The sequence below is a fragment of the Moritella sp. PE36 genome (genome assembly GCF_000170855.1).
Lineage (GTDB): Bacteria > Pseudomonadota > Gammaproteobacteria > Enterobacterales > Moritellaceae > Moritella.
Genome location: NZ_ABCQ01000048.1, coordinates 15,057 through 35,695, shown reverse-complemented (window position 1 = coordinate 35,695; position 20,639 = coordinate 15,057). Strand labels below are relative to the sequence as shown.

13 protein-coding genes are annotated in these 20,639 nt (G+C 39.7%); 4 read left to right on the top strand and 9 right to left on the bottom strand.

Annotated elements, in window-relative coordinates; genetic code table 11:
• Positions 1–80 precede the first annotated feature (80 nt).
• From PE36_RS19000 to PE36_RS18975, 6 genes are all read right to left on the bottom strand, one after another.
• The gene (locus tag PE36_RS19000; protein ID WP_043994829.1) at positions 81–569 is read right to left on the bottom strand and encodes a hypothetical protein; all 489 of its coding nucleotides are present in this window, start codon (positions 567–569) and stop codon (positions 81–83) included.
• Between the two features lie 307 nt (positions 570–876).
• Positions 877–1,860, bottom strand: coding sequence for a TAXI family TRAP transporter solute-binding subunit (locus PE36_RS18995; protein WP_006033695.1), 984 nt, complete (start codon positions 1,858–1,860; stop codon positions 877–879).
• Between the two features lie 451 nt (positions 1,861–2,311).
• Entirely contained in the window at positions 2,312–3,259 is a 948-nt protein-coding gene (locus PE36_RS18990; protein ID WP_006033694.1) for a biotin-dependent carboxyltransferase family protein, read from the bottom strand.
• Positions 3,259–3,954: an allophanate hydrolase subunit 1 gene (locus tag PE36_RS18985; protein ID WP_043994827.1), complete on the bottom strand. Its 696-nt coding sequence runs from the start codon at positions 3,952–3,954 to the stop codon at positions 3,259–3,261. Before PE36_RS18985 ends, PE36_RS18990 begins: the two co-directional genes overlap by 1 nt.
• Before the next feature lie 3 nt (positions 3,955–3,957).
• A complete protein-coding gene (locus PE36_RS18980) occupies positions 3,958–4,698 on the bottom strand; it encodes a 5-oxoprolinase subunit PxpA (protein ID WP_043994825.1) in 741 nt (246 codons plus the stop codon).
• A 217-nt stretch (positions 4,699–4,915) separates the two neighbouring features.
• On the bottom strand, positions 4,916–5,659 hold the full coding sequence (locus PE36_RS18975; protein WP_006033691.1) for a YciK family oxidoreductase: 744 nt from the start codon (positions 5,657–5,659) through the stop codon (positions 4,916–4,918).
• Between the two features lie 275 nt (positions 5,660–5,934).
• On the opposite strand from PE36_RS18975, the gene sohB reads away from it, so the two are divergent.
• The 3 genes from sohB to PE36_RS18960 all read left to right on the top strand — a co-directional run bounded on the left by sohB (position 5,935) and on the right by PE36_RS18960 (position 11,600).
• Positions 5,935–7,014, top strand: coding sequence for a protease SohB (gene sohB, locus PE36_RS18970; protein ID WP_006033690.1), 1,080 nt, complete (start codon positions 5,935–5,937; stop codon positions 7,012–7,014).
• A 320-nt stretch (positions 7,015–7,334) separates the two neighbouring features.
• Positions 7,335–10,001 (top strand): type I DNA topoisomerase, encoded by a 2,667-nt coding sequence (topA, locus tag PE36_RS18965; RefSeq protein ID WP_043994823.1) that lies wholly within the window; start codon positions 7,335–7,337, stop codon positions 9,999–10,001.
• A 690-nt stretch (positions 10,002–10,691) separates the two neighbouring features.
• Entirely contained in the window at positions 10,692–11,600 is a 909-nt protein-coding gene (locus PE36_RS18960) for a porin (RefSeq protein ID WP_006033688.1), read from the top strand.
• A gap of 39 nt (positions 11,601–11,639) precedes the next feature.
• Here the strand turns inward: PE36_RS18960 and PE36_RS18955 are convergent, their stop codons facing one another.
• From PE36_RS18955 to PE36_RS18940, 3 genes are all read right to left on the bottom strand, one after another.
• On the bottom strand, positions 11,640–14,387 hold the full coding sequence (locus PE36_RS18955; protein WP_006033687.1) for a hypothetical protein: 2,748 nt from the start codon (positions 14,385–14,387) through the stop codon (positions 11,640–11,642).
• A 535-nt stretch (positions 14,388–14,922) separates the two neighbouring features.
• Entirely contained in the window at positions 14,923–17,031 is a 2,109-nt protein-coding gene (locus PE36_RS18945; protein WP_006033685.1) for a YjbH domain-containing protein, read from the bottom strand.
• Between the two features lie 73 nt (positions 17,032–17,104).
• The gene (locus PE36_RS18940; RefSeq protein WP_006033684.1) at positions 17,105–17,965 is read right to left on the bottom strand and encodes a hypothetical protein; all 861 of its coding nucleotides are present in this window, start codon (positions 17,963–17,965) and stop codon (positions 17,105–17,107) included.
• A gap of 404 nt (positions 17,966–18,369) precedes the next feature.
• Between PE36_RS18940 and PE36_RS18935 the strand changes: the two genes are divergently transcribed.
• Complete coding sequence (locus PE36_RS18935) at positions 18,370–20,631, top strand: mechanosensitive ion channel family protein (RefSeq protein ID WP_006033683.1); 2,262 nt, start codon at positions 18,370–18,372, stop codon at positions 20,629–20,631.
• The last annotated feature ends 8 nt before the right edge of the window (positions 20,632–20,639 follow it).

The window sequence follows — 20,639 nt, the reverse complement described above, 5'->3', positions numbered from 1 at the left end:
GTAACCACTGTGAGACATGTTTCGTCAAACTGCCCTTTGTGGGCAATATGTCTGGCATGTGAGGCCGGCAAAGGTATAAGTCAAAATACCAGTGCCACGATCATCAGCGGTGGACATAATGAACGACGTGTTGCTTCAAGTAGCATCAACATACCCGTTACTGCAACCGCAGTATCAAAGGTAGTTGGTGCGCCTGAACGACCAGCCAATTCATTATAAAATAGGAATAGATAACCAGCACTGAATGCACCTGCGAATGCAAAAATCCAATCGGTCAACGGCACATGGTCACGCGGTGACGATTTCATTGCAGGGTAAGCAGTAAATGCTAAAAATATAGCAAATGCTAAATGAATAGAACGAGCTTCAGTATCATTAATAATACCAAAATTTAACACGAACGGCAGAGGAGAGGCATACCATAATTGAAATAGCGCCCAAATAAATGGCACAATTAACAATACTTTTTTAGCAATACCTTGGGGATCGCGCGCACCAGTATCTGATTGTGCAAGCATTTCCTGCAGTTCAGCATCCATGCTAGTGGTTTGATTTTCTGTTTTAGACATTTGTCCTCCATCATTCTGCGACATTTTTATCACAAGAAGTGGCTCGGTTATTCGTTAGTAGAGTCATTAATAATTACTGAACTCTTAATTTCAGAAAGAGTACTGCTTATTGCTTCACTAATCCGTAGTGTAAGAATAGTCAGTAACTTGAGTAAGAGTAGTAAAAATTAAATAATGAATTATACCCAAGTTACTTCAGGATGCTGATTGTGCATCTTGAAGTAGCTTGGGTATATATAGGTAATATAATTTTATTGAAAAATTAAGGGGACAATGTCCCCTTAATTTTTTTTAATGAAAAGTCGACTTATCTTAGGCCAGCTTCTTTGTAGTATTTTAGTGCGCCAGGGTGAACAGGTGCACTAAGTGCTGCATTCGCCATATCTTCTTTCGTTAGCGATGCAAATGATGGATGTAGACGCTTAAATGTATTGAAGTTTTCGAATACAGCTTTCGTTACTTCATACACGATTTCATTAGACAATGATTTTGGTGTAACGATTGTTGCACGTGCACCAAATGTTACTGTGTCTTTTGGTGTACCAGTGTAAGTGCCACCAGGGATCACAACTTGGCTGTAGTAAGGGTTATCAGCAACGAGTTTTTGTATTGTTGCATCGTTAACCGTTACAATAACAGCGTCACACGTTGTTGTTGCTTCTTTGATCGAACCGTTAGGGAAACCAGAGAAGAATACAAATGCGTCGATTTTGTTATCACAAAGTGCTTGAGATTGTTCGTTCGCTTTTAGTTCTGATGTAAGTGAGAACGCACTGTTATCCCAGTTGTAAGCTTTCATTACAACGTCCATTGTGCTGCGTTGGCCTGAACCTGGGTTACCCACGTTCACACGCATACCTTTAAGATCTTTAAAGTCTTTAATGCCAGAATCTTTACGAGCAACAATTGTCAGTGCTTCAGCGTGTAGTGAGAATACTGCACGTAGGTCAGTGTAAGCACCTTGATTTTTGTATTGGTTTAAACCGTTGTAAGCATAATACTGTTGATCAGATTGTGCTACACCGAAATCAAGTTCACCAGAACGCATCGTGTTGATGTTATAAGCTGAACCACCAGTACTTTCTACTGAACAACGAATGTTGTGCTCTTTACGGTTGCGGTTTACAAATTTACAAATTGCACCACCGGCAGGGTAGTAAACACCAGTAACACCACCAGTACCGATTGTAATAAAGTCACTTGTTTTTGCTGTTGCGATACTTGGTGCAGCAGCTGCTAGTGTTAAACTTGCTACAGCAAGTGATTTTGCAATTGTTTTTGTAATAGACATGTTGTGTTCCTTTTAATAAGTCATTAGTCGCTTGTTTACTTCAGGGCATTCTATGGCCATGAAATTGAATCCGTAAATTCAAGTGGGTGTATTTAATCAGCAAAAATAAATAATGCAATACTTATGATACAGTAAAATAACCCATCGTTATCTGTTTTGACCATACTTTGTGACACTCAATTAACAATAAGCAAACATAATCTAAATTTATGAGAAATTAAGCTAAATTCTAGTACAGACTGGGCTCTTAGATAGATTTTTTTATATAAAGATACATATTTGTAAATTTGAACGGCTAATTTTTTGACTGAAATTATATTTTGTTAAATGTTCTAACATACCGTAATTATTTCGATTTATATTGTATAACGTGAGCGCCGTCACTGAATTGGTTGCCTGTTTTATGTACGTTTCGATAAAACTTGTAGTGTAAAAATCTATTTAGACACGATTATAGATCGAAAAAATGCATGAACCCTTGTGTTTTATACCGTGAAACAGCCGGATTCTCGAGTTTAAAAGTGATATCAGAGCCTTGTTGTCGTTGTGATAATTTACTGCAATCTAGAACCGAAATAACGCCCGCCTTAGGGTAGCCACCAATTGTTTGCCTGTCTTGAAGTAAGATGATCGGCTGTCCATCCGCTGGAAGCTGTACACTACCTAAAGCAATTCCTTCTGACGTCAATGTTGTCGGTAAATTGGCAATCATTTCACCTGTTAATCGATAACCCATGCGGTCGGCTTGTGCACTTATTTGATATTTAGTCGTTAACAGTTGTTGCTGCTGCTGCAAGGTTAATTGTTTCCATTGGTAGCAAGGCAATAAACCTAATATTAATGGTGTTGAATAATTTGGAATATAATGTCGGGGAACACGAGTACATGTGGGTGATCCTGCTGTTAGCTGTTTTACACTTTGGCGGGTTATCGGTAATATTTGCCTCTTGTATAATGGAGACCTTGTTGATTCGCTGAGTTCATCACGTATTACGGTACTGCGGCTCTGATAGATCTGCTCTGTCTGTAAACCACCTAAAACAGCTAGATATCCACATTTCCCCGTTTTAGCGCCACCATACTGAATAATGTCACCCGCCTTAACGTTATGCGTTTGCCAATTTAAAGCGGGTCTATTATTAATATTAACCCCAAACTCGGCACCACAAATCGCAATTCTGGTATCTGTTAATACACGTAATGTCATTAATCCATAATGTATTTCAATAGTCGCCATATTGCTGTTATTACTGAGTATCTTATTTGCCCATAGATAAGAATGCAGATCTGCAGGACCGCCTGGAGTGATCCCTAAATGCTGATAACCAAAGCGACCAAGATCTTGAATTAAGCTATGAATACCCGGCTTGATAATTTCTAATGCTGGAATTGTTGTCATTATGCGTCAGCCTCTTGGTGGTAGTGATTAAACTCATCAAGTGAAATCTGGCTAAATTTAACTTGGCAGCCAACAGAAAGGCTATGCAGTGCCGCCGGACTTTGACCTATTATTTGCCAGCCTCCAGGACTCGCCTTAGGATAAATGGCTGTTTGGTTATCAGCAATCCCGACACTACCTGCTGCAACTTGTGTTTGTGGTTTTGCGTGTCTCGGTATTTGTATCCGTTTATCTACATCACCTAAGTAGGCAAAGTTAGGCATAAAGCCAATGGCATAACAACTATATATAGTAGAAGAATGAATGTTGATGATCTCATCAATAGGCAATGATGCATGTAATGACAAGAACTCGAGATCAGGCGCGAGGCTTTTGTGGTAACAAACGGGTAGTGTGAGCAACTCAGCGCTCACAGGTAACGTATAACGAGGTGCTTGGGATTGGGGCATTAAAATTTGCTTAATGTGAGCGTGAATTTTTGTGACTAATTGATGGGGTTCAATGGTTAGTATGTTGAAGCTGACGAGTAACGTTTGGTATGAGGGAATGACATCAATAATAACAGCGTCTAAATCAGCGGCATTTGTTAGCTGCCGATTTAAGGTGTAGATCACAGGTAATAGTTGGGCGTTATCGGCATCGGTAAAGCGAATCAGAATTGCATCATAACCGATCATATCGAGATGGTACCGCATATCTCATTCCTTATTTGTTGTCAGTGCTAACTTTATCTGTGCGATGGCTTCGATGGATTGGGCGTTATCACCATGGACACAAAGCGTATCAGCTTTTAACTTAATGAGATTGCCGTTATTACTGGTCACATTTCCGCGTTGCGCGAGCTGTATTGCTTGGTTAATTATTTGGCTGTGTTCGGTAAATACCGCACCTGGTATATTTCTAGGCTGTAATAATCCGTCATCGGTATAACAACGATCAGCAAATGCTTCGAATAATAGTGGCACACTAAATTGTGCTGCAAGGGTTTCACTGCGACTGTTGTCTGCTTGTGCCATTAGCATGAGGGGTAAACCAGGGCTAAAAGCAGCCACTCCTTTTAAAATAGCAATGAGAATGGCATCATCTTGCATCATGTCGTTATAAAGTGCACCGTGAGGTTTGACATAACTTAAGGGGATATGTTGCTGCTTGCAGAACGCGGCGAGGGCGCCCACTTGATACAATATAAAGGCTTGGATTTCATCTGGTGTGCAGCGTATGTGGCGACGACCAAAGCCAACCAGATCGGGATAACCAGGGTGAGCGCCGACGGCGACATGATAGTGTTTAGCCAGTGCCACTGTTTGTTGCATGATCAGGGGATCGGACGCATGGAAACCGCAAGCGATGTTCGCCATATCAATATGCGGCATGACCGCTTCATCCGAACCAAGCTGCCAAATACCAAAGCTTTCACCCATATCACAATTCAATTTCACTGGTTAATATCCTTATTAACAGAGTCTTTCTATATATAGGCATTAGTTATTGCAGTAATTATTTGCGATAGCAAGTTTTTTATAGGCTAGGACGCTAATCAAAGATATAAATAAGGGAGTAGGTAGAGTCTAAAAAGCAGGGAAAAGTTGAAGATATAGGATAATAATCCCTAAATAATGTAAGCATCATCATTTAGGGATTTTGGCCGTTATTCGATTATCTGTTTGGCTGAGCTTTAAATGTTTTACCTGTTTCAGCAACGCTGTCATTACCCATCAAATAAAGGTAAAGCGGCATGATATCTTCTGCTGTCGCTAGGGTGTTAGCATTTTCACCTGGGAAGGCTTTTGCACGCATACCAGTACGCGTTGCACCAGGGTTAATACAGTTAGCGCGGATACTGGTATTTTCAAATTCGTCTGCAAGGGTTTGCATCATGCCTTCGGTGGCAAATTTTGAAATGGCATATTCAGCCCAGTAAGCACGCCCTTTTACACCCACACTTGATGAGGTGAAAATGATAGATGCTTTGTCCGCTTTTTTCAGTACCGGTAATAACGCACTTGTCATGAATAATTGCGCTTTCACATTTACCTGCATCACTTCGTCATAGCTCTTTTCATCGATTTGATGGAATGGACCTAACACGCCTAATTGACCCGCATTGTTCAATAAACCGTCTAGTTTACCAAATTGCGTATCGATGGTGTCTGCCATGTCTTTATAGTTTGCAACCGTCGCACCTTTCATATCAAGCGGAATAATAGCAGGCGTTGGTGCGCCAAGTGCTTCAATTTCGTCATAAACAGCTTCAAGTTTAGCCACTGTTTTTCCGAGTAATATCACTGTCGCGCCATGTGCCGCATAGGTTAAAGCCGCTTGACGACCAATACCGTCACCCGCACCTGTTACTAAAATTGTTTTATTTTCTAATAAAGTTTTTTCTGCTTGATAATCCATTTTTAGGTTCCATATCGACATATCTCGCAATATTGTAACCTGCAAAGCTTGTAGATGCGATGTTGTAATACCAATTGCAGTAAATAAGTGATTAATTATTTCGCAGGAAAAATTGACAATGGCAAGGCGCTAATTGCAGAAACTAGTTATTCTAATTTCAAAATTAGCAACGAAGTTAGTGTCAGTTTTAACTAGAAAGAATGATCTTCTATTTATTGTGATTGGTATAAATGATATAAAGAGCAAAATCGATATAACCGACCGAGGATTAGGATTTGGAATTTTTAAGTGAATACGGTATTTTTTTGGCTAAAACGATAACATTCGTTTTAGCATTATTATTTGTAGTGGTCAGTATTATCAGTCTTACGTCTAAGCAAAAGAAGAGCAATGGACGTTTAGAGATCACCAATTTATCGGAGCAATTTAAAGACGTTGAAGATGAACTGCAGTTACATCTTGTGTCTGAAGATGAAGCTAAAGTATTAGAAAAAGAACAGCACAAAGCAGAAAAGAAAAAACACAAAGAAGAATTAAAAGCCTTTAAAAAGGCGCATAAAGACAAAGCTAATGATAAAGATGCTTCTACAGATGAAGACATTGAACCACGTCTGTTTGTGATCGATTTCACCGCCGGTATTGATGCTAAAGAAGTGGCGTCACTGCGTGAAGAAATTACCGCTATTTTATTCGTTGCAACCGAGCATGATGAAGTACTGGTACGCCTAGAAAGTGGCGGTGGTGTGGTACATGGTTATGGACTTGCAAGCTCACAGTTAGAACGGTTAAAACAAGCTAATATTAAGCTAACTATCGCGGTTGATAAAGTGGCGGCGAGTGGCGGTTATATGATGGCATGTATTGCTGATCATATTATAGCTGCACCATTTGCAATCGTTGGTTCTATCGGTGTTGTTGCACAAATACCGAACTTTAACCGTCTATTGAAAAAGAACAATATTGATGTCGAACAACTGACCGCTGGTGAGTTCAAACGTACATTAACGATGTTTGGTGAAAATGACGACGCTGGACGTGCAAAGTTCCAACAAGAACTTGAGGAAACTCACGTGTTATTTAAAGACTTTGTGAGTACTCACCGACCTGATATGGATATTGAAAAAATAGCCACAGGTGAGCACTGGTTTGGTACACATGCCCACGAACGCGGGTTAGTGGATACTTTGCAAACCAGTGATGATTACTTATTAAAAGCGAATAAGTCGAAAACGATTTACATCGTTAAATATGTGGTACGTAAAAAATTGGCTGAAAAATTAGCCCAAGCGGCGTCGATGGCTATTTCGACAAGCTTAAATAAGTTTCTGCAACAGTCTAAGTACCCACATTTATAGAATTGTAGGTGCATAACTGTAAAATATACATTGAAACATAAACTACATATTTCAAGTGTATGTAGTTTATTAGTTTGATTTTTATGTTTTTGTGGATTATTGTTTTGTGTAATTATTGCTATGCTTGTGTAATGTTTTTGTATGAAATATAGCCATTAAAAAATAATTAAAAAATTATTGACTACTATAAGTATATTCAATGTATATATATAAATAGAGTACAAATATAAGATGATGCTTTTTGACTATCGCTTAACCGATAAATTATCAATTGTATTCATCAATTTCATATTATTCATAAATTAAAAGAATCCGTCTGTATGGGAAGATCTCTGGTAATTGTGGAATCGCCTGCAAAAGCGAAGACCATTAATAAATATCTCGGTAAAGACTACATTGTTAAATCAAGTGTAGGCCACGTACGTGATTTACCGACAAGTGGTGGAGCAGCCAAAAAACGAGCTGGTGCACCGACGCTTGCGCAACAAACTAAAGGCATGACGCCAGAAGCTAAAGCTGCATTTAAAGAAAAACGTGATAAAAAATCATTATATTCGCGTATGGGAATAGACCCAGAAAATGACTGGGCAGCAACGTATCAGATTTTACCTGGTAAAGAAAAAGTCGTTGCTGAACTACAACAACTTGCTGAAAAAGCAGATGTTATCTATCTCGCAACCGATTTGGACCGCGAGGGGGAAGCTATTGCATGGCACCTGCGGGAAATTATTGGTGGTGATGATTCACGTTTCCAGCGTGTTACGTTTAACGAAATTACAAAAACAGCGATCCAAGAAGCATTTGATAAACCGACAGAATTGAACATTGATTGTGTTAACGCACAACAAGCGCGTCGTTTCTTAGATCGTGTTGTTGGCTATATGGTGTCGCCGTTGCTTTGGCAAAAGATTGCCCGTGGTTTATCTGCTGGACGTGTTCAGTCAGTAGCCGTGCGTTTGATCGTAGACAAAGAAAAAGATATCAAAGCCTTCATTCCAGAAGAGTTCTGGGATGTGCATACAGACTTAGTGACTTCACTGGGTGAGCCATTACGTGTTGAAACGGTTAAATATGCTGGTGAAGCATTTAAACCTGTTAATGAAGCGCAAGCGACCAAAGCGGTTACTGACTTACAAAATGCAAGTTATTCGTTATTAAAGCGTGATGACAGAGCGACAAGTAGTAAGCCAAAAGCACCTTTTATTACGTCAACACTACAGCAGGCCGCAAGTACGCGTCATAGCTATGGCGTTAAGCGTACAATGGGTCTGGCACAGCGCTTATATGAAGGCGGTTACATTACCTATATGCGTACTGACTCAACAAACTTGAGTAAAGACGCGGTAGAAAGTGCACGCGGTTTCATTGAAACAAAATACGGTAAAGATTACTTACCTGCAGAGCCGAATCTATACGGTTCTAAAAAAGGCGCGCAAGAAGCCCATGAAGCGATCCGACCTTCTGATGTAAATGTTATGTCAGGCGATTTGAAAGGCATGGATGATGATGCGAAAAAATTATACGAACTAATTTGGCGTCAGTTTGTTGCTTGTCAGATGATGCCTGCACAATACGATTCAACCAAATTGACGATTGCTGCTGGCGAGTATCAGCTTACCGCGAAGGGACGTACTATGCGTTTCCCTGGTTGGACTAAAGCACTGCCACCAATGAGCAAGAAGTCTGAAGATGAAAGTAACTTACCGGTTCTTGAAACCGGTGAAGCGCTTGATCTGATCACTGTTGATCCGCTGCAACACTTTACTAAACCGCCTGCGCGTTTTAATGAAGCGTCATTGGTTAAAGAATTAGAGAAACGTGGAATTGGTCGTCCATCGACGTATGCGTCGATTATCACGACAATTCAAGATCGTGGTTATGTGAAATCTGAAAACCGCCGTTTCTTTGCTGAAAAAATGGGTGAGATTGTTACCGAACGTCTGACCGAAAGTTTTGAAGAGTTAATGAACTTCGATTTCACCGCAAGCATGGAGTCTCAACTTGATGGCGTTGCTGAAGGCAAGCTGAATTGGATTGATGTACTTAATGACTTCTTCGGTGACTTCAAGAAACAGCTAATAACGGCTGGGGCTGATGTTGCTGACGGCGGTATGCGCTCGAACGAAATGGTTATCACGGATATCGAATGTCCAACATGCCAACGTGAGATGGGTATCCGTACGGCAACGACAGGTGTTTTCCTCGGTTGTGCAGGTTATAACTTGCCACCGAAAGAACGCTGTAAGAAAACCATTAACCTCGTCTCAGGTGAAGAAGCGATTGATTTGCTTAATGACGACGCTGAAACTGAAGCGTTGATGGCAAAACGTCGTTGTCCTAAATGCAGTACTGCAATGGACAGCTACCTGATAGATGAAACACGTAAATTGCACGTTTGTGGTAATAACCCTGAATGTACAGGCTACGAAGTCGAAAAAGGTGAATTCAAGCTAAAAGGCTATGATGGCCCTGTGGTTGAGTGTGACCGCTGTATGTCTGATATGCAGCTTAAAAATGGCCGTTTCGGCAAATATATGGGCTGTACTAACGAAGAATGTAAAAACACCCGTAAGATCCTGAAAAGTGGTGAAGTTGCGCCGCCAAAAGAAGATCCTGTTTTCCTTCCTGAATTGGAATGTGAAAAGTCAGATGCTTACTTTGTGCTACGTGACGGTGCTGCGGGTATCTTCTTAGCGGCGAATACTTTCCCTAAATCTCGTGAGACGCGTGCTCCCTTGATTGAAGAGTTAGTACGCTTCAGAGACCGTATCTCATCGAAGTTCTATTACTTAGCAGATGCGCCAGCGCAAGACCCTGCTGGTAATAAAGCCATTGTACGCTTCAGTCGTAAGACCAAAGAGCAATATGTGATGACCGAAGTGGAGAAGAAAGCCACGGGTTGGACAGCACATTACATCGATGGTAAATGGGTTGAAGAAGAGAAGAAGAAAGCCGTGAAGAAGAAAAAGCCTGCAACTGAAAAGTAGTTAGTCTTTTTTCGCATACGCCATATCTTCATCGGTCATATATCTTTATAAATACCTCAGCATTGCTGGGGTATTTTTTTGTCTGTTAATAATAAGGAATTAGAAGTTAGCTATTTTAGTTCCGTGATCAGAATCTAAATATTGCGAATATTAGTTACTTATATATAAAAGGGACAAACCTTGTTAAAAATCCATACTATTCTAACCTTTATGGTTAGAAGCTAGCCCTAAATAATTAGATTCGATTGAATTGAACTTTTAGTTGTTTTGCTGTTCTTACTAATTAGCAGAATAGATGCAAAGTATCGTCTCTGTAATGAAATATACATAAACGCTTTTTTTTTAATCGTTTAGTTTGTATTAAACTCTCTCTCGGACTGTTGAAAACCGTCATTGTCAAGAATTTTATTCTTGTCATACCTCTTTATGTGCCCGTGATCTTATTTTTGATCTCTTATTCATTTTCCCTATAGTTTTCATGAAATTATTATGACTATAATCTATACCAAGTTTTAAGCGTAGTTGTTAAATCTTATTTCAAATGGTTTATCCAGATGAATTGTTGGTTTAACACGCTATTTGTTAGAATACATTAACTCTTGGTTTAACCGAACATTACCAGATGGAATCATCTCAGAGAGAGATTCAAGTAATGAGTGAGTTAACTTATAAATCATAAAGGATTTCAAAATGAAAAAGACTATTCTTGCTACTGCAATTTTACTAGCTGGCGCTGCAAACGCTGCTGAAGTTTACAGCGACGACACAACTACAATCTCTCTTGGTGGTTCTTTCCGTGGTCACGTTGTTATCGACAATTCTGATGACGTTAACTTCGAAGATGCTGGCTCACGTTTCGATATTAAAGCAGCTAAAACATTAGATAATGGTCTTAAAGCATTTGGTCAAATGGAAATCAAATATAAAGATGTTTCAGGTCTAGATACTTTATACATCAACAATGCTTTCCTTGGTTTTGAGCATGACGTATATGGTAAACTTGTTCTTGGTAAAAAATTGGGTCTGAATGATGATCTAGTAATGAACGATTTCTCATATGAGAATGGCATTTATAATCACCAAAATGCTGCAGCTGGTTCAGATACACAAGATCAACTTGAATACACTAAATCATTCGGTAGCGCATCTGTAGTTGTTGGTTTAATCAACCAAGATACTTACTCTATCGGTGGTACATACGAAGTTGCTGGTCTAACTCTTGGTGTTGCTTACAACATCGCAAATGACAAAGTAGGTACTGCAACTCCATTAGTTGATAACTCAGCTATAATCGTTGGCGCGCAATACTCTCTTGACGCATTAACGATAGGTGTTCAATACCAAGCTCTAGACGTTGATAATGTTGATACTTCTGCATACGGTATCGGTGCTCATTACGCTCTAGGTCAAGCTGGCGTATACGCTATGTATGACATCTTAGATGGCGATGCAAAAGCTGATGAAGGTTCTGAAATCGTAATCGGTGCTGATTATGAAATCGCTAAAGACGTTAAAACATATGTAGAGTTCAACTCTTCAGATAATGACGTTACAGGTTCGGATGACACTCTATGGTTAGGTGCTCGTGTATACTTCTAATCACTTGATTAGTTGAATAAACACACCAATGAAACCCAGTCAATTGACTGGGTTTTTTGTTTTTAAAACTAATGTTATCGTAAACAGTATCAATGATATAATGCCAAGGCTTCCGCCGTTTTTATTGGCTGAAACATCAGAAGCATTATTTATTACCGTCTGTGATTGAAATGTAAATAGTAGCGTTCCTAGTTTCAACTCAGTTATCACTTTTACTCCGTATTCATTAGCACTGGTATGCTTTAAACAGAGCGTATCACCATTATTTATATAGCCATTCGTATTAGTGTAACCACCTGTGCAATTTTTTGAATATTCACCATTAACGATAGTGATGGGGGTATTTTCTGCTAATCCTCTTATGACTTTCTCTTCACTTTCTATTATGCTGTTTAGGGCGACATCTAATTTATCAGGAAAATAAAAAGCATTCGGGATCGTTAAGTTTGTGTTAGCACTAAAAACACCTCGTCCATGTGTAGCCGCATAAAGCATTGAGTTATCACCCCAAGTTAATTCATCTATTGATACATTCGCTGGACCATGATGCTCTAAACTCCAACTGTCACCATTATCATGGCTGGTAAATATCCCTACTTCGTTGCCAATATATATGTGATTGTGTTCGATGGGGTGTATGGCTATCGCTCGAATAGGTGCTGGCGGTAATGATCCTGATTCCAGACCTGTACTGTTATTCCAACTTATTCCGCCATCAGTGGATTGCCATAAATTATCGTCTTCGTATCCACCAAAGGATACGAACAAAATATTCTTATTCACAGGGTTGACGGTAATGCGTGTTAAATATCGTTGTGGTAAGTTAGCTCCACTAATATTATTCCATTCAGGCTGCTCTGCCATTGCATTATTGGTTTTAAAAATGGAACCATCATTATGACCAATATAGATGATATTACTATCACTTGTCGGAATAGCGATAGCACTAATAGGTGATTGATTTGCTGTTATCGGCTTAATACTTCTCCAGGTAGGTGTTACGGCTTTAATATCAGCGCTTAACCAGAGCTGACGTGATCCTGCAAGCATTCGATCAGGATTGTTGGGGTCGAGAATAAAAGGCGCTATGAAATTAGGACTATCATTGATCATATCATTTGTATAAATACTCTCTGAACTAATACCGCCGTTGCTGCTGCGATGAAGACGTAAATAAACATACTCACCATATAAATAATTATCGTCTACTGGGTCAGCAGCAGAGAAGCCGCCATCACCACCATAGGTATCGGTCCAGTTTTCACTGTCACCAGTATAGACTAAAGTGCCATTGTCCTGAGTTCCGCCGATAAGCTTACCGTGGTGACTTACTGCAACGCTATAGAATTGGGTTATGGATAAGTTATTATTTAGCTCTTTCCAGCCTGTACTACCTTTAGCGAGTGAAATATCAGGGGTTTCATAAATGCCACCGTCATTGGCAAAGAATAAACGCTGATTATTGACTCCGTCATAATCGGGATGATGAATAATAAAGTGATGGTCCGCGTGTGCAGATCGTGGTGCTTGCCACCAGGTACTTATTTTATTAAAACTGATACCACCATCAATACTACGCCATAGGTCAATACCACCGACGATGATATGGTTTTCATTTAACGGATCTACCCATAATGCATTGTCATACCAACCTTGCACACCTAGATAGGACAAGCCAGTATTGATAAGCTGATATGATTGTCCGCCATCGGTACTTTTCCATAATTCACCTGAGTTATAATCAACCGATGCAAAGACTATATTTGCATTAGAGTACGCGTAGGCGGTTTCTATACGTACATTATTGATATGACTAAGCCCTTGTGCTAATGACCAGTTTAAACCGCCATCTTGAGAGTACAGTAGCCCGCCCCAAGTGCCGGCAATAAGCTTGTTATCATCATCGGGGTTAACGTCTACATCATTACTTCTGCCCAGATAGCTGTTATTCCAATTTAATCCGCCATCATTAGAAGTGAAAATACCGGTATGAGTTGCAGCAATAACAGCAGAATTATTACGGCGACTCGTTAGTCGATTAACCCAGTAAAAGTCGGTGTTATTTTGCGTTGAAAGCACTGAGCTCCATGTTTGACCTTTATTATTTGATTTGAAGATGCCCAGTCCACGGATTTGGTCCATATTAAAAATGCCTTCCCCTGTGCCTGCGTACATTACATTGTGATCATTTGCATCAAAAATGAGGCTGCTTACTGAAAGATTCGCCATGAAATCATCAAGAGGCTGCCAATTATTGCCACTATTTTGACTTGACCAAATACCACCTGATACCGAACCTACATAAATATGCGCTGAATTATCAGGATCAAACGTGATAGAACGAATTCGCCCTCCTACGTTACCGGGGCCTAAAGCTTGCCATGACATCGCATTAATGCCTGCATCTGCATAATTTTGGCGACGAAAATTACGCATTTGTGCTTGAACTTTTTGTAATTGACCAATATTTATTTCGTTATCCTGACTTAGTCTTTGCAGATGACGAAATGCTTTGGCTTCGCCTGGGTTATCGGGTTTCGGCATGGCTAATTTGGTTAATGATCGCTTTAATTTGGAGATTGGCATTTGGCATAAAGCAGGAAATGTCAGACTGCGTTTATCTAGTAGTTGTTCGACGGTATCGAGAGAAAGGGTTTTTAATATATCTCTGCGTGCAGAGTCAAATACGATGCCGCAATAGGGCGTTTGATTATAATAAAATATACCGATAGTTGCTAACACAGATGTAATCATCAGTTTAGTAACAATACCTTTTGACACTAGCATAGAAACGCCTGCTTGTTATTGTACATTGGCCACAATTGAGTAACGTATAATATTCTTATAACCTTCCATGCTTTGCGATATTATTGTTATTTCATACTTACCAAATGTAGTGAACAGCATTGAATTCTGCACATTGTTATTAAAGTAAATGAATCTAACTTGCTTGAAATCCTTTCTGCCAAGCATTACCTTCCAGTTATTAGCCGTCTGATTTTGATTGATTTTTATTGGTTGGAATGGGGTCAACGTAAATGTTGATTTTCCTTGTTTTACTAATTGGATTAGATCGATTTCATGGGGTGATGGCTTAGCTTGAGATGGGGATATGAAGAAAAGAATTGATAGTAATAGTGGAGTTTGTATGTGTGCTAGACAATAATTACTCATAGTGACATACCTTAATGGATGGTAGTCATAAGCATAGACACATCAGTTATTGAAATGCGTTATTAAGTTTTATCTCGAAGTGAGGAAACTGTGTACCACCTTTGACGAGGTAGTACACAGTTTGTAATTAATAGCTGTATTTAACTACTTATAACGTTAAATATTTTAAATAAGCATTACGCAATCTAAATACATTTGCTTCAAAATAGCCTGGCGACATTCTGCCATCATTATAATACTGACGCGCTAAGCTATGCTGTAGATTGATTGATGCACCCATACCAGTATTTAAGTTGTTATGGGACTTACCAATTCGAGTCTGTAGTGCATACGTAAATTGTTCTGTACCACGTAACTGCACATAGCCAGGTTTCATATCACGCCATAATGTCAACGGTATTGAAACACTTAACGAGATAAACTCCTCTGCTTCATCAGCGTTTACAGCTGTTGTAGATTGATATGTTGCTTCTAGCTTTGCATCACCTAACCAGTGTGTGGATGTGATTTTGTAGCCAGAATCACCACCCCAATAGTTACCACTTTCGACAGAACCTTGCCAGTTAAATTCGGGTACAGACAAGGTATAAGTTGAAAGAGTCGTATCTCGGTCTTCCATATAAACGCCACTGTTATTACGTTCTTCAGTATATGAAAACTGACTGATTTGGAAATTAAAACTATGTCGGCCTTCAGGTGATGTCCAGTTAGTTTCATTTATGAAGCCTTGATAATCAGCAGCAATTACACCAACAGAAAATTGGTTAGTTACATCAAATGGTAGACGGAGTGCTTGATGGATTAAGATGCGATCTATTTCGCTTTCGTAATTGTTATCACCCCAAAGCTCGCCATCGTCAAAATCGTCACTGTTTGCAACCGGTAATAGGTGGCGAATATCAACTGCTGCACCTGTCCATAACGTTGTATATACGTTAGTAGCAAGTGCTAGCGAATAATCAAGTACACCGAACTCTGTCGCAACACTATGCTGTAGTGCGGGTGCTAAGATAACTTGAGTGCGACCAAAGCCGGATTCATTATTATGCTCTAGCCAATTACCTTCTTTGATGGTTTCAGTTAACATGTACGTCGAAAATTTAAGATCAGCACAAGGTTCACCTGTTTTAACAAATTCTCGATAACACACTGCTGAAGCGTTCACACGCATCATAGGTAAATCATTAACTAGGGTGAATAGCTCAAACTCTTCATTGCCTGCTTCAATGCCTAAGTCGTTATAGATATCAGTGCCTAGGTGGCTACTAATGATACCGAGTGCGACACCAACACCATCCATTTGGTTGTGGTTATAACGACGGTTTTCTAAAGACACCATTATTTTTGCATCTTTACTGCCCAGCTGCACGTTAATAAAGCCTTCGTCTACCAATGCTTTTTTAAGCTCTGTTAGGCTGGCTGATGCACTTTTCGCCTGTGCTATGTGGATGGTATCACTTAGCGCTAAGGTTTTGTCTTTAGCGTAAGCATTTGCTTGGGTGAAGTTATAATTCATAAAAGGCATGCTGGCATTTAGTGCCCACATGTTTTCATTTTCTTTATTCGCGTTTGTTGACTCATGACCCGTGTAAACTTGGTACTGTAGTGCAACCTGAGCGCCGTATGGTAATAAGTCTTCTGGGGTAAATACTTTTATCGCGCCGTTAAATTCTGTTGAGTCATACTCACCGACAAGCTGCACGAAAGGCAGCGGTTGTAATTCAATCGAGCCAAAAGGGCCATCCATGATGCCCATCGTCATATCTGATTTACCATAACCAGCACTAAAGCGCACTGGTATGGCGTCAAACTCATAATCTGCTACAGCGTAGTAGGTGGCAAAGTTGTTTGCTGCGCCACCAATATCTTGACCACCAATAGCAACATTGAAACCGGCATAATCATATACGAAAGGTAATTGGAATTTAGCTGATGCTGAAAGATCTCGTATGCCACAACCTGGTTCAGTGTACAAATTGCATGAATAGGTTTGGGTAACGATACGACCGCCAGCTTCAAAACCCGGTGCAAAGCCTGCTGCGAAGAATAGATTATCTAAGTCGGCGATGTGATTTTGAAAAGGTACGCCTTGGCCATATAGTAATGAGAAGTCACCGTAATCGATAACTTGCGCATTTGGGGTTAATAACGCACCGGTGAAGCTTTGCGCTGAAAGTAAATTATCCACGTTAGCGAGGGCTGACCAAGATGCTGCAAGCGTTACACTGGTCAATAATGTTGTTTTTATAATAGACATACCTGTCTCTATGTTTGAAAGTAAGAAAAAAGGCTCCTAAATAGGAGCCTTAAATTTTTATTAGTGTTTATTCTTAAGAAGGACTCTTACTACCAGTCACGCCTGTCGCGCCAGTAACGGTCGGTTTAGGTTGTACCACTGCCGGTGGTGTTGTTGCTACAGGTACAGTTGGTAATGCACTTCCTGTATTGACAGCTTCAACATAGGCTTTAACAATATCTTCATCAAATGTAACGAAAATATCGGCCCCCGTACCATCTAATCCACCTGCAGGGTATTTAGGGTTGGCTGCTATTACATTTACAGATAATGTAGAGGCAGTCGTCGTTAGAGCTTCTGCACTTGCAGTTGGATCTGCTGTTAACACATCAGATAATACAGCAGTTGTTGCAGCAAGCTTACCCGCATCAGATGAACCCGCTGTAGTCAATTTTTCTAATACTGCTTCTGTATTAGATAATAATTCAGTTACAGAAACACCATTGTTAAGTAATGAGCCTAAACCTAATGAAGTTAATACCGTCGTTGCTGTCGCTTCTGAGTATTCTGCACCGTTTAATTCTTTCGCAATAAGCGTTGTTAGTGGTGATGCTGTAATTGGAGCTCCAGCTTGAGCTAGACCTACAGGGATAGTGTAAGTAACACCGTCCATTGATTTACCATTGGATACGTCAACAGCGTCAGCACCGCCGATAAAAGTAAATGAACATGTTTCAGGTGAAACTTGTAGTGTACGCTCGAAAAATTTAGCGTTACCGTAGTAATCTGTTTTACTTGTTTCAGTTGTACCGTCAGCACAAACTGCTTTAGCTGTCATGTTCATTACTGCAGGATCAAATGCCTGTACAGCTGTAGAGTTAAGTGGACCGTTATCATCGTTACAGCCTGATAGTAAGATACCGGCAACGGCTACCGCTAGAAGTTTAATTTTCACTGTTAATTCCTTTAATTATAATTGATGCAAGAGTTCCCTAAATACCAGTAACGGTAGAATTAGGCAGACTGAAAATGTTTACGTCTTTGTATTGCAAATGTTAAGTTGTTGTAAGTCTTAGTTGTTTTCATTGTAAATTATAAAAATAACGATAATTTACTTAATTATTACACTAGTTTACTTGATTTTTATTAAAGTTGTTACTTATTAGTCAAAAATTAGAGGTTGGTGGTGATTTCGTATTTTAAAGCGATCCTATTATCTTAACTACTTTCTATGAATCATTAATCTTAGTTAGCATAGTGCAAACGCTAAATTTGGTAATAGTGGTTTTTTGTAGTATTGCTAGATCATAAAGTTTTGATACTATAGTTATTCTTATCAATCAATAATTGGTTATTACTATGCCCCAGCGTATTCTCTCAAGCGTTTTTAGTCGCACTGTTGCAGCGACAATATTTATTTATATGCTGTTGATGCTAAGTAGTGCAAATGTTGCGCAAGCGCATGGTAGCGATATTTTCAAACAGCCAAGCCCAGTAGCACAAATTCAAGCGAACCAGGTTGCTTATACCAGTGAAACCGGTGTTTTAGATGATTCTGATAACGAATACATGTACAAAAACTCTGACATGGCTCGGTTTATATTTTTGAAAGATGCACAAAGTCGGAAAAATGAGCTATTAAACAGTCTAGAACATTGGCCAAAGCATAAAGAAAAACTGATCAATGATTTAACTGATGGGCAAGGTATTGAGCGTTTCCTATCGTTGTTTACTATTTTGGTATTAATGCTGGTATGTGGATTTATCGTTGAGCGGGTTACGAGCATCAAAACCAATGCTTTTTCAGAGCGGGTCGCTGAAGAGAAGGACAGTAGCTTTAGGGATAATCTTGATTACTTATTAATGCGCGGCTTTTTTCAGTATGTGGGCATCGTTATTTTTGCCGTTACCGCAGCGCTGATTGCTATCTATAATTACAGTGAAACCGACCCTTTCCGTTTATTAAGCCTACACGCACTTGGACTTGTTGTAAAAATACGAGCATTAAAGATTTTACTTAGACTTATTTTTGCGCCTAATGCCAAAGGTAATCGATTGTTTAAATTAGATTGCGAATCTGCAAATCGTCTGTATTGGTCGATTCTTAGCTTTATGGCGATTTACCTTATTATTACTACGTTTTGGCGTATCCTCGTGTTGTTCTCGCTAGACACTATATTATTTGCATTAATTATTCCTGCGACAGGCATGATCTTAAATATCTTATCTATTGCCTTTATTTGGTTTAACCGTAAAACCATTGAAGCTATGTTCACCGATGCGAAAGAAACGAGCTCAGCGTTTACGCGCTTTCTACGTCAAACTTGGACGACAATTTTTACCATTTGGTTATTTATCGCTTGGGGATTTTGGGCTATGTACGAGTTCTTAGGCTACTATGAGCAAGCGAAAAACTTTACGCCTATCTGGTGGTTAACCTTTACTTTTCCTATCGTAGACAGGCTGATCTTTGTCTCGCTAACTCAGTTAAAACGTATCACTTGGCTACAAAGTCACTCTTATGATAAACGTTGTGATAAATTTATTAACCGGGTGATTATCGCACTTAGAGTCATATTTGTTGCTTTTATTCTTCATCATCTCGATGCCAGTTTTAATTATAACGCTTGGGAAACAATCACCAATAGCCTTGGCGGGTTCATTGAAATGTTGGTGGATATTATTGTTGTTATCATTGCCGGTTATGCGATTTGGGAAATCATCCAGTCTGCTATTGAACGTCATTTACCTTATGACATGGTTTGTGACAATAACAATGGTACGTCAACATTAGAAGGTGAGGGGGGCGGGGCCGGAGCTTCTCGTTCTGAAACTTTACTCCCTTTAGTTCGTTCGTTTTTATCGGTGTTTTTGCTCTCCTGTGTACTACTTATGGTACTAAGTATTGTGGGTGTTGAAATCGCACCGTTATTGGCTGGTGCGGGTATCGTCGGTATCGCGGTTGGTTTTGGCGCTCAAAAATTAGTGCAAGATGTTATTTCTGGCATATTCTTTTTACTCGATGATGCCTTTCGTCGTGGCGAGTATATTGAAGCGGCGAGTTTACGCGGTACTGTAGAGCGGATCTCTATTCGTTCTATCACATTACGGCATCATCTTGGTGCTGTGCAGACTATTCCTTTTAGCGAAATTGCGACGGTACGAAACTTATCACGTGATTGGATCACCAAAAAATTAGAGTTCCGCTTAGATTATCGAACCGATGTTGAAAAAGTACGTAAGCTGATTAAAAAAGTTGGCCAGAAAATGCTACTACATCCAGAATACGGACAACATTTCCTATTGCCGCTGAAATCACAAGGGGTGACGAGAGTCGAAGAATCTGCGCTTATTTTCCGCATGAAATTTACCTGTGTACCAGGTGAGCAATGGGTTATTCGTCGAGAAGCATTTAGACTGGTACAAGAATCATTAAAAGACAATGGCATTGAGTTTGCCCATCGCTCTGTGCATGTGTTAACCGAGCGCGACGGTAAGGTCGACGTACAGGATGCGATTGAAAAAAATGAAGAACTTGCTGAAAAATTGGGTGCGGCTGCGGCATTAACCGTTTCTGCCGAGATTAAAAAGAACGACAAAATAGACTCAGATTATAATTAATTTGCAGT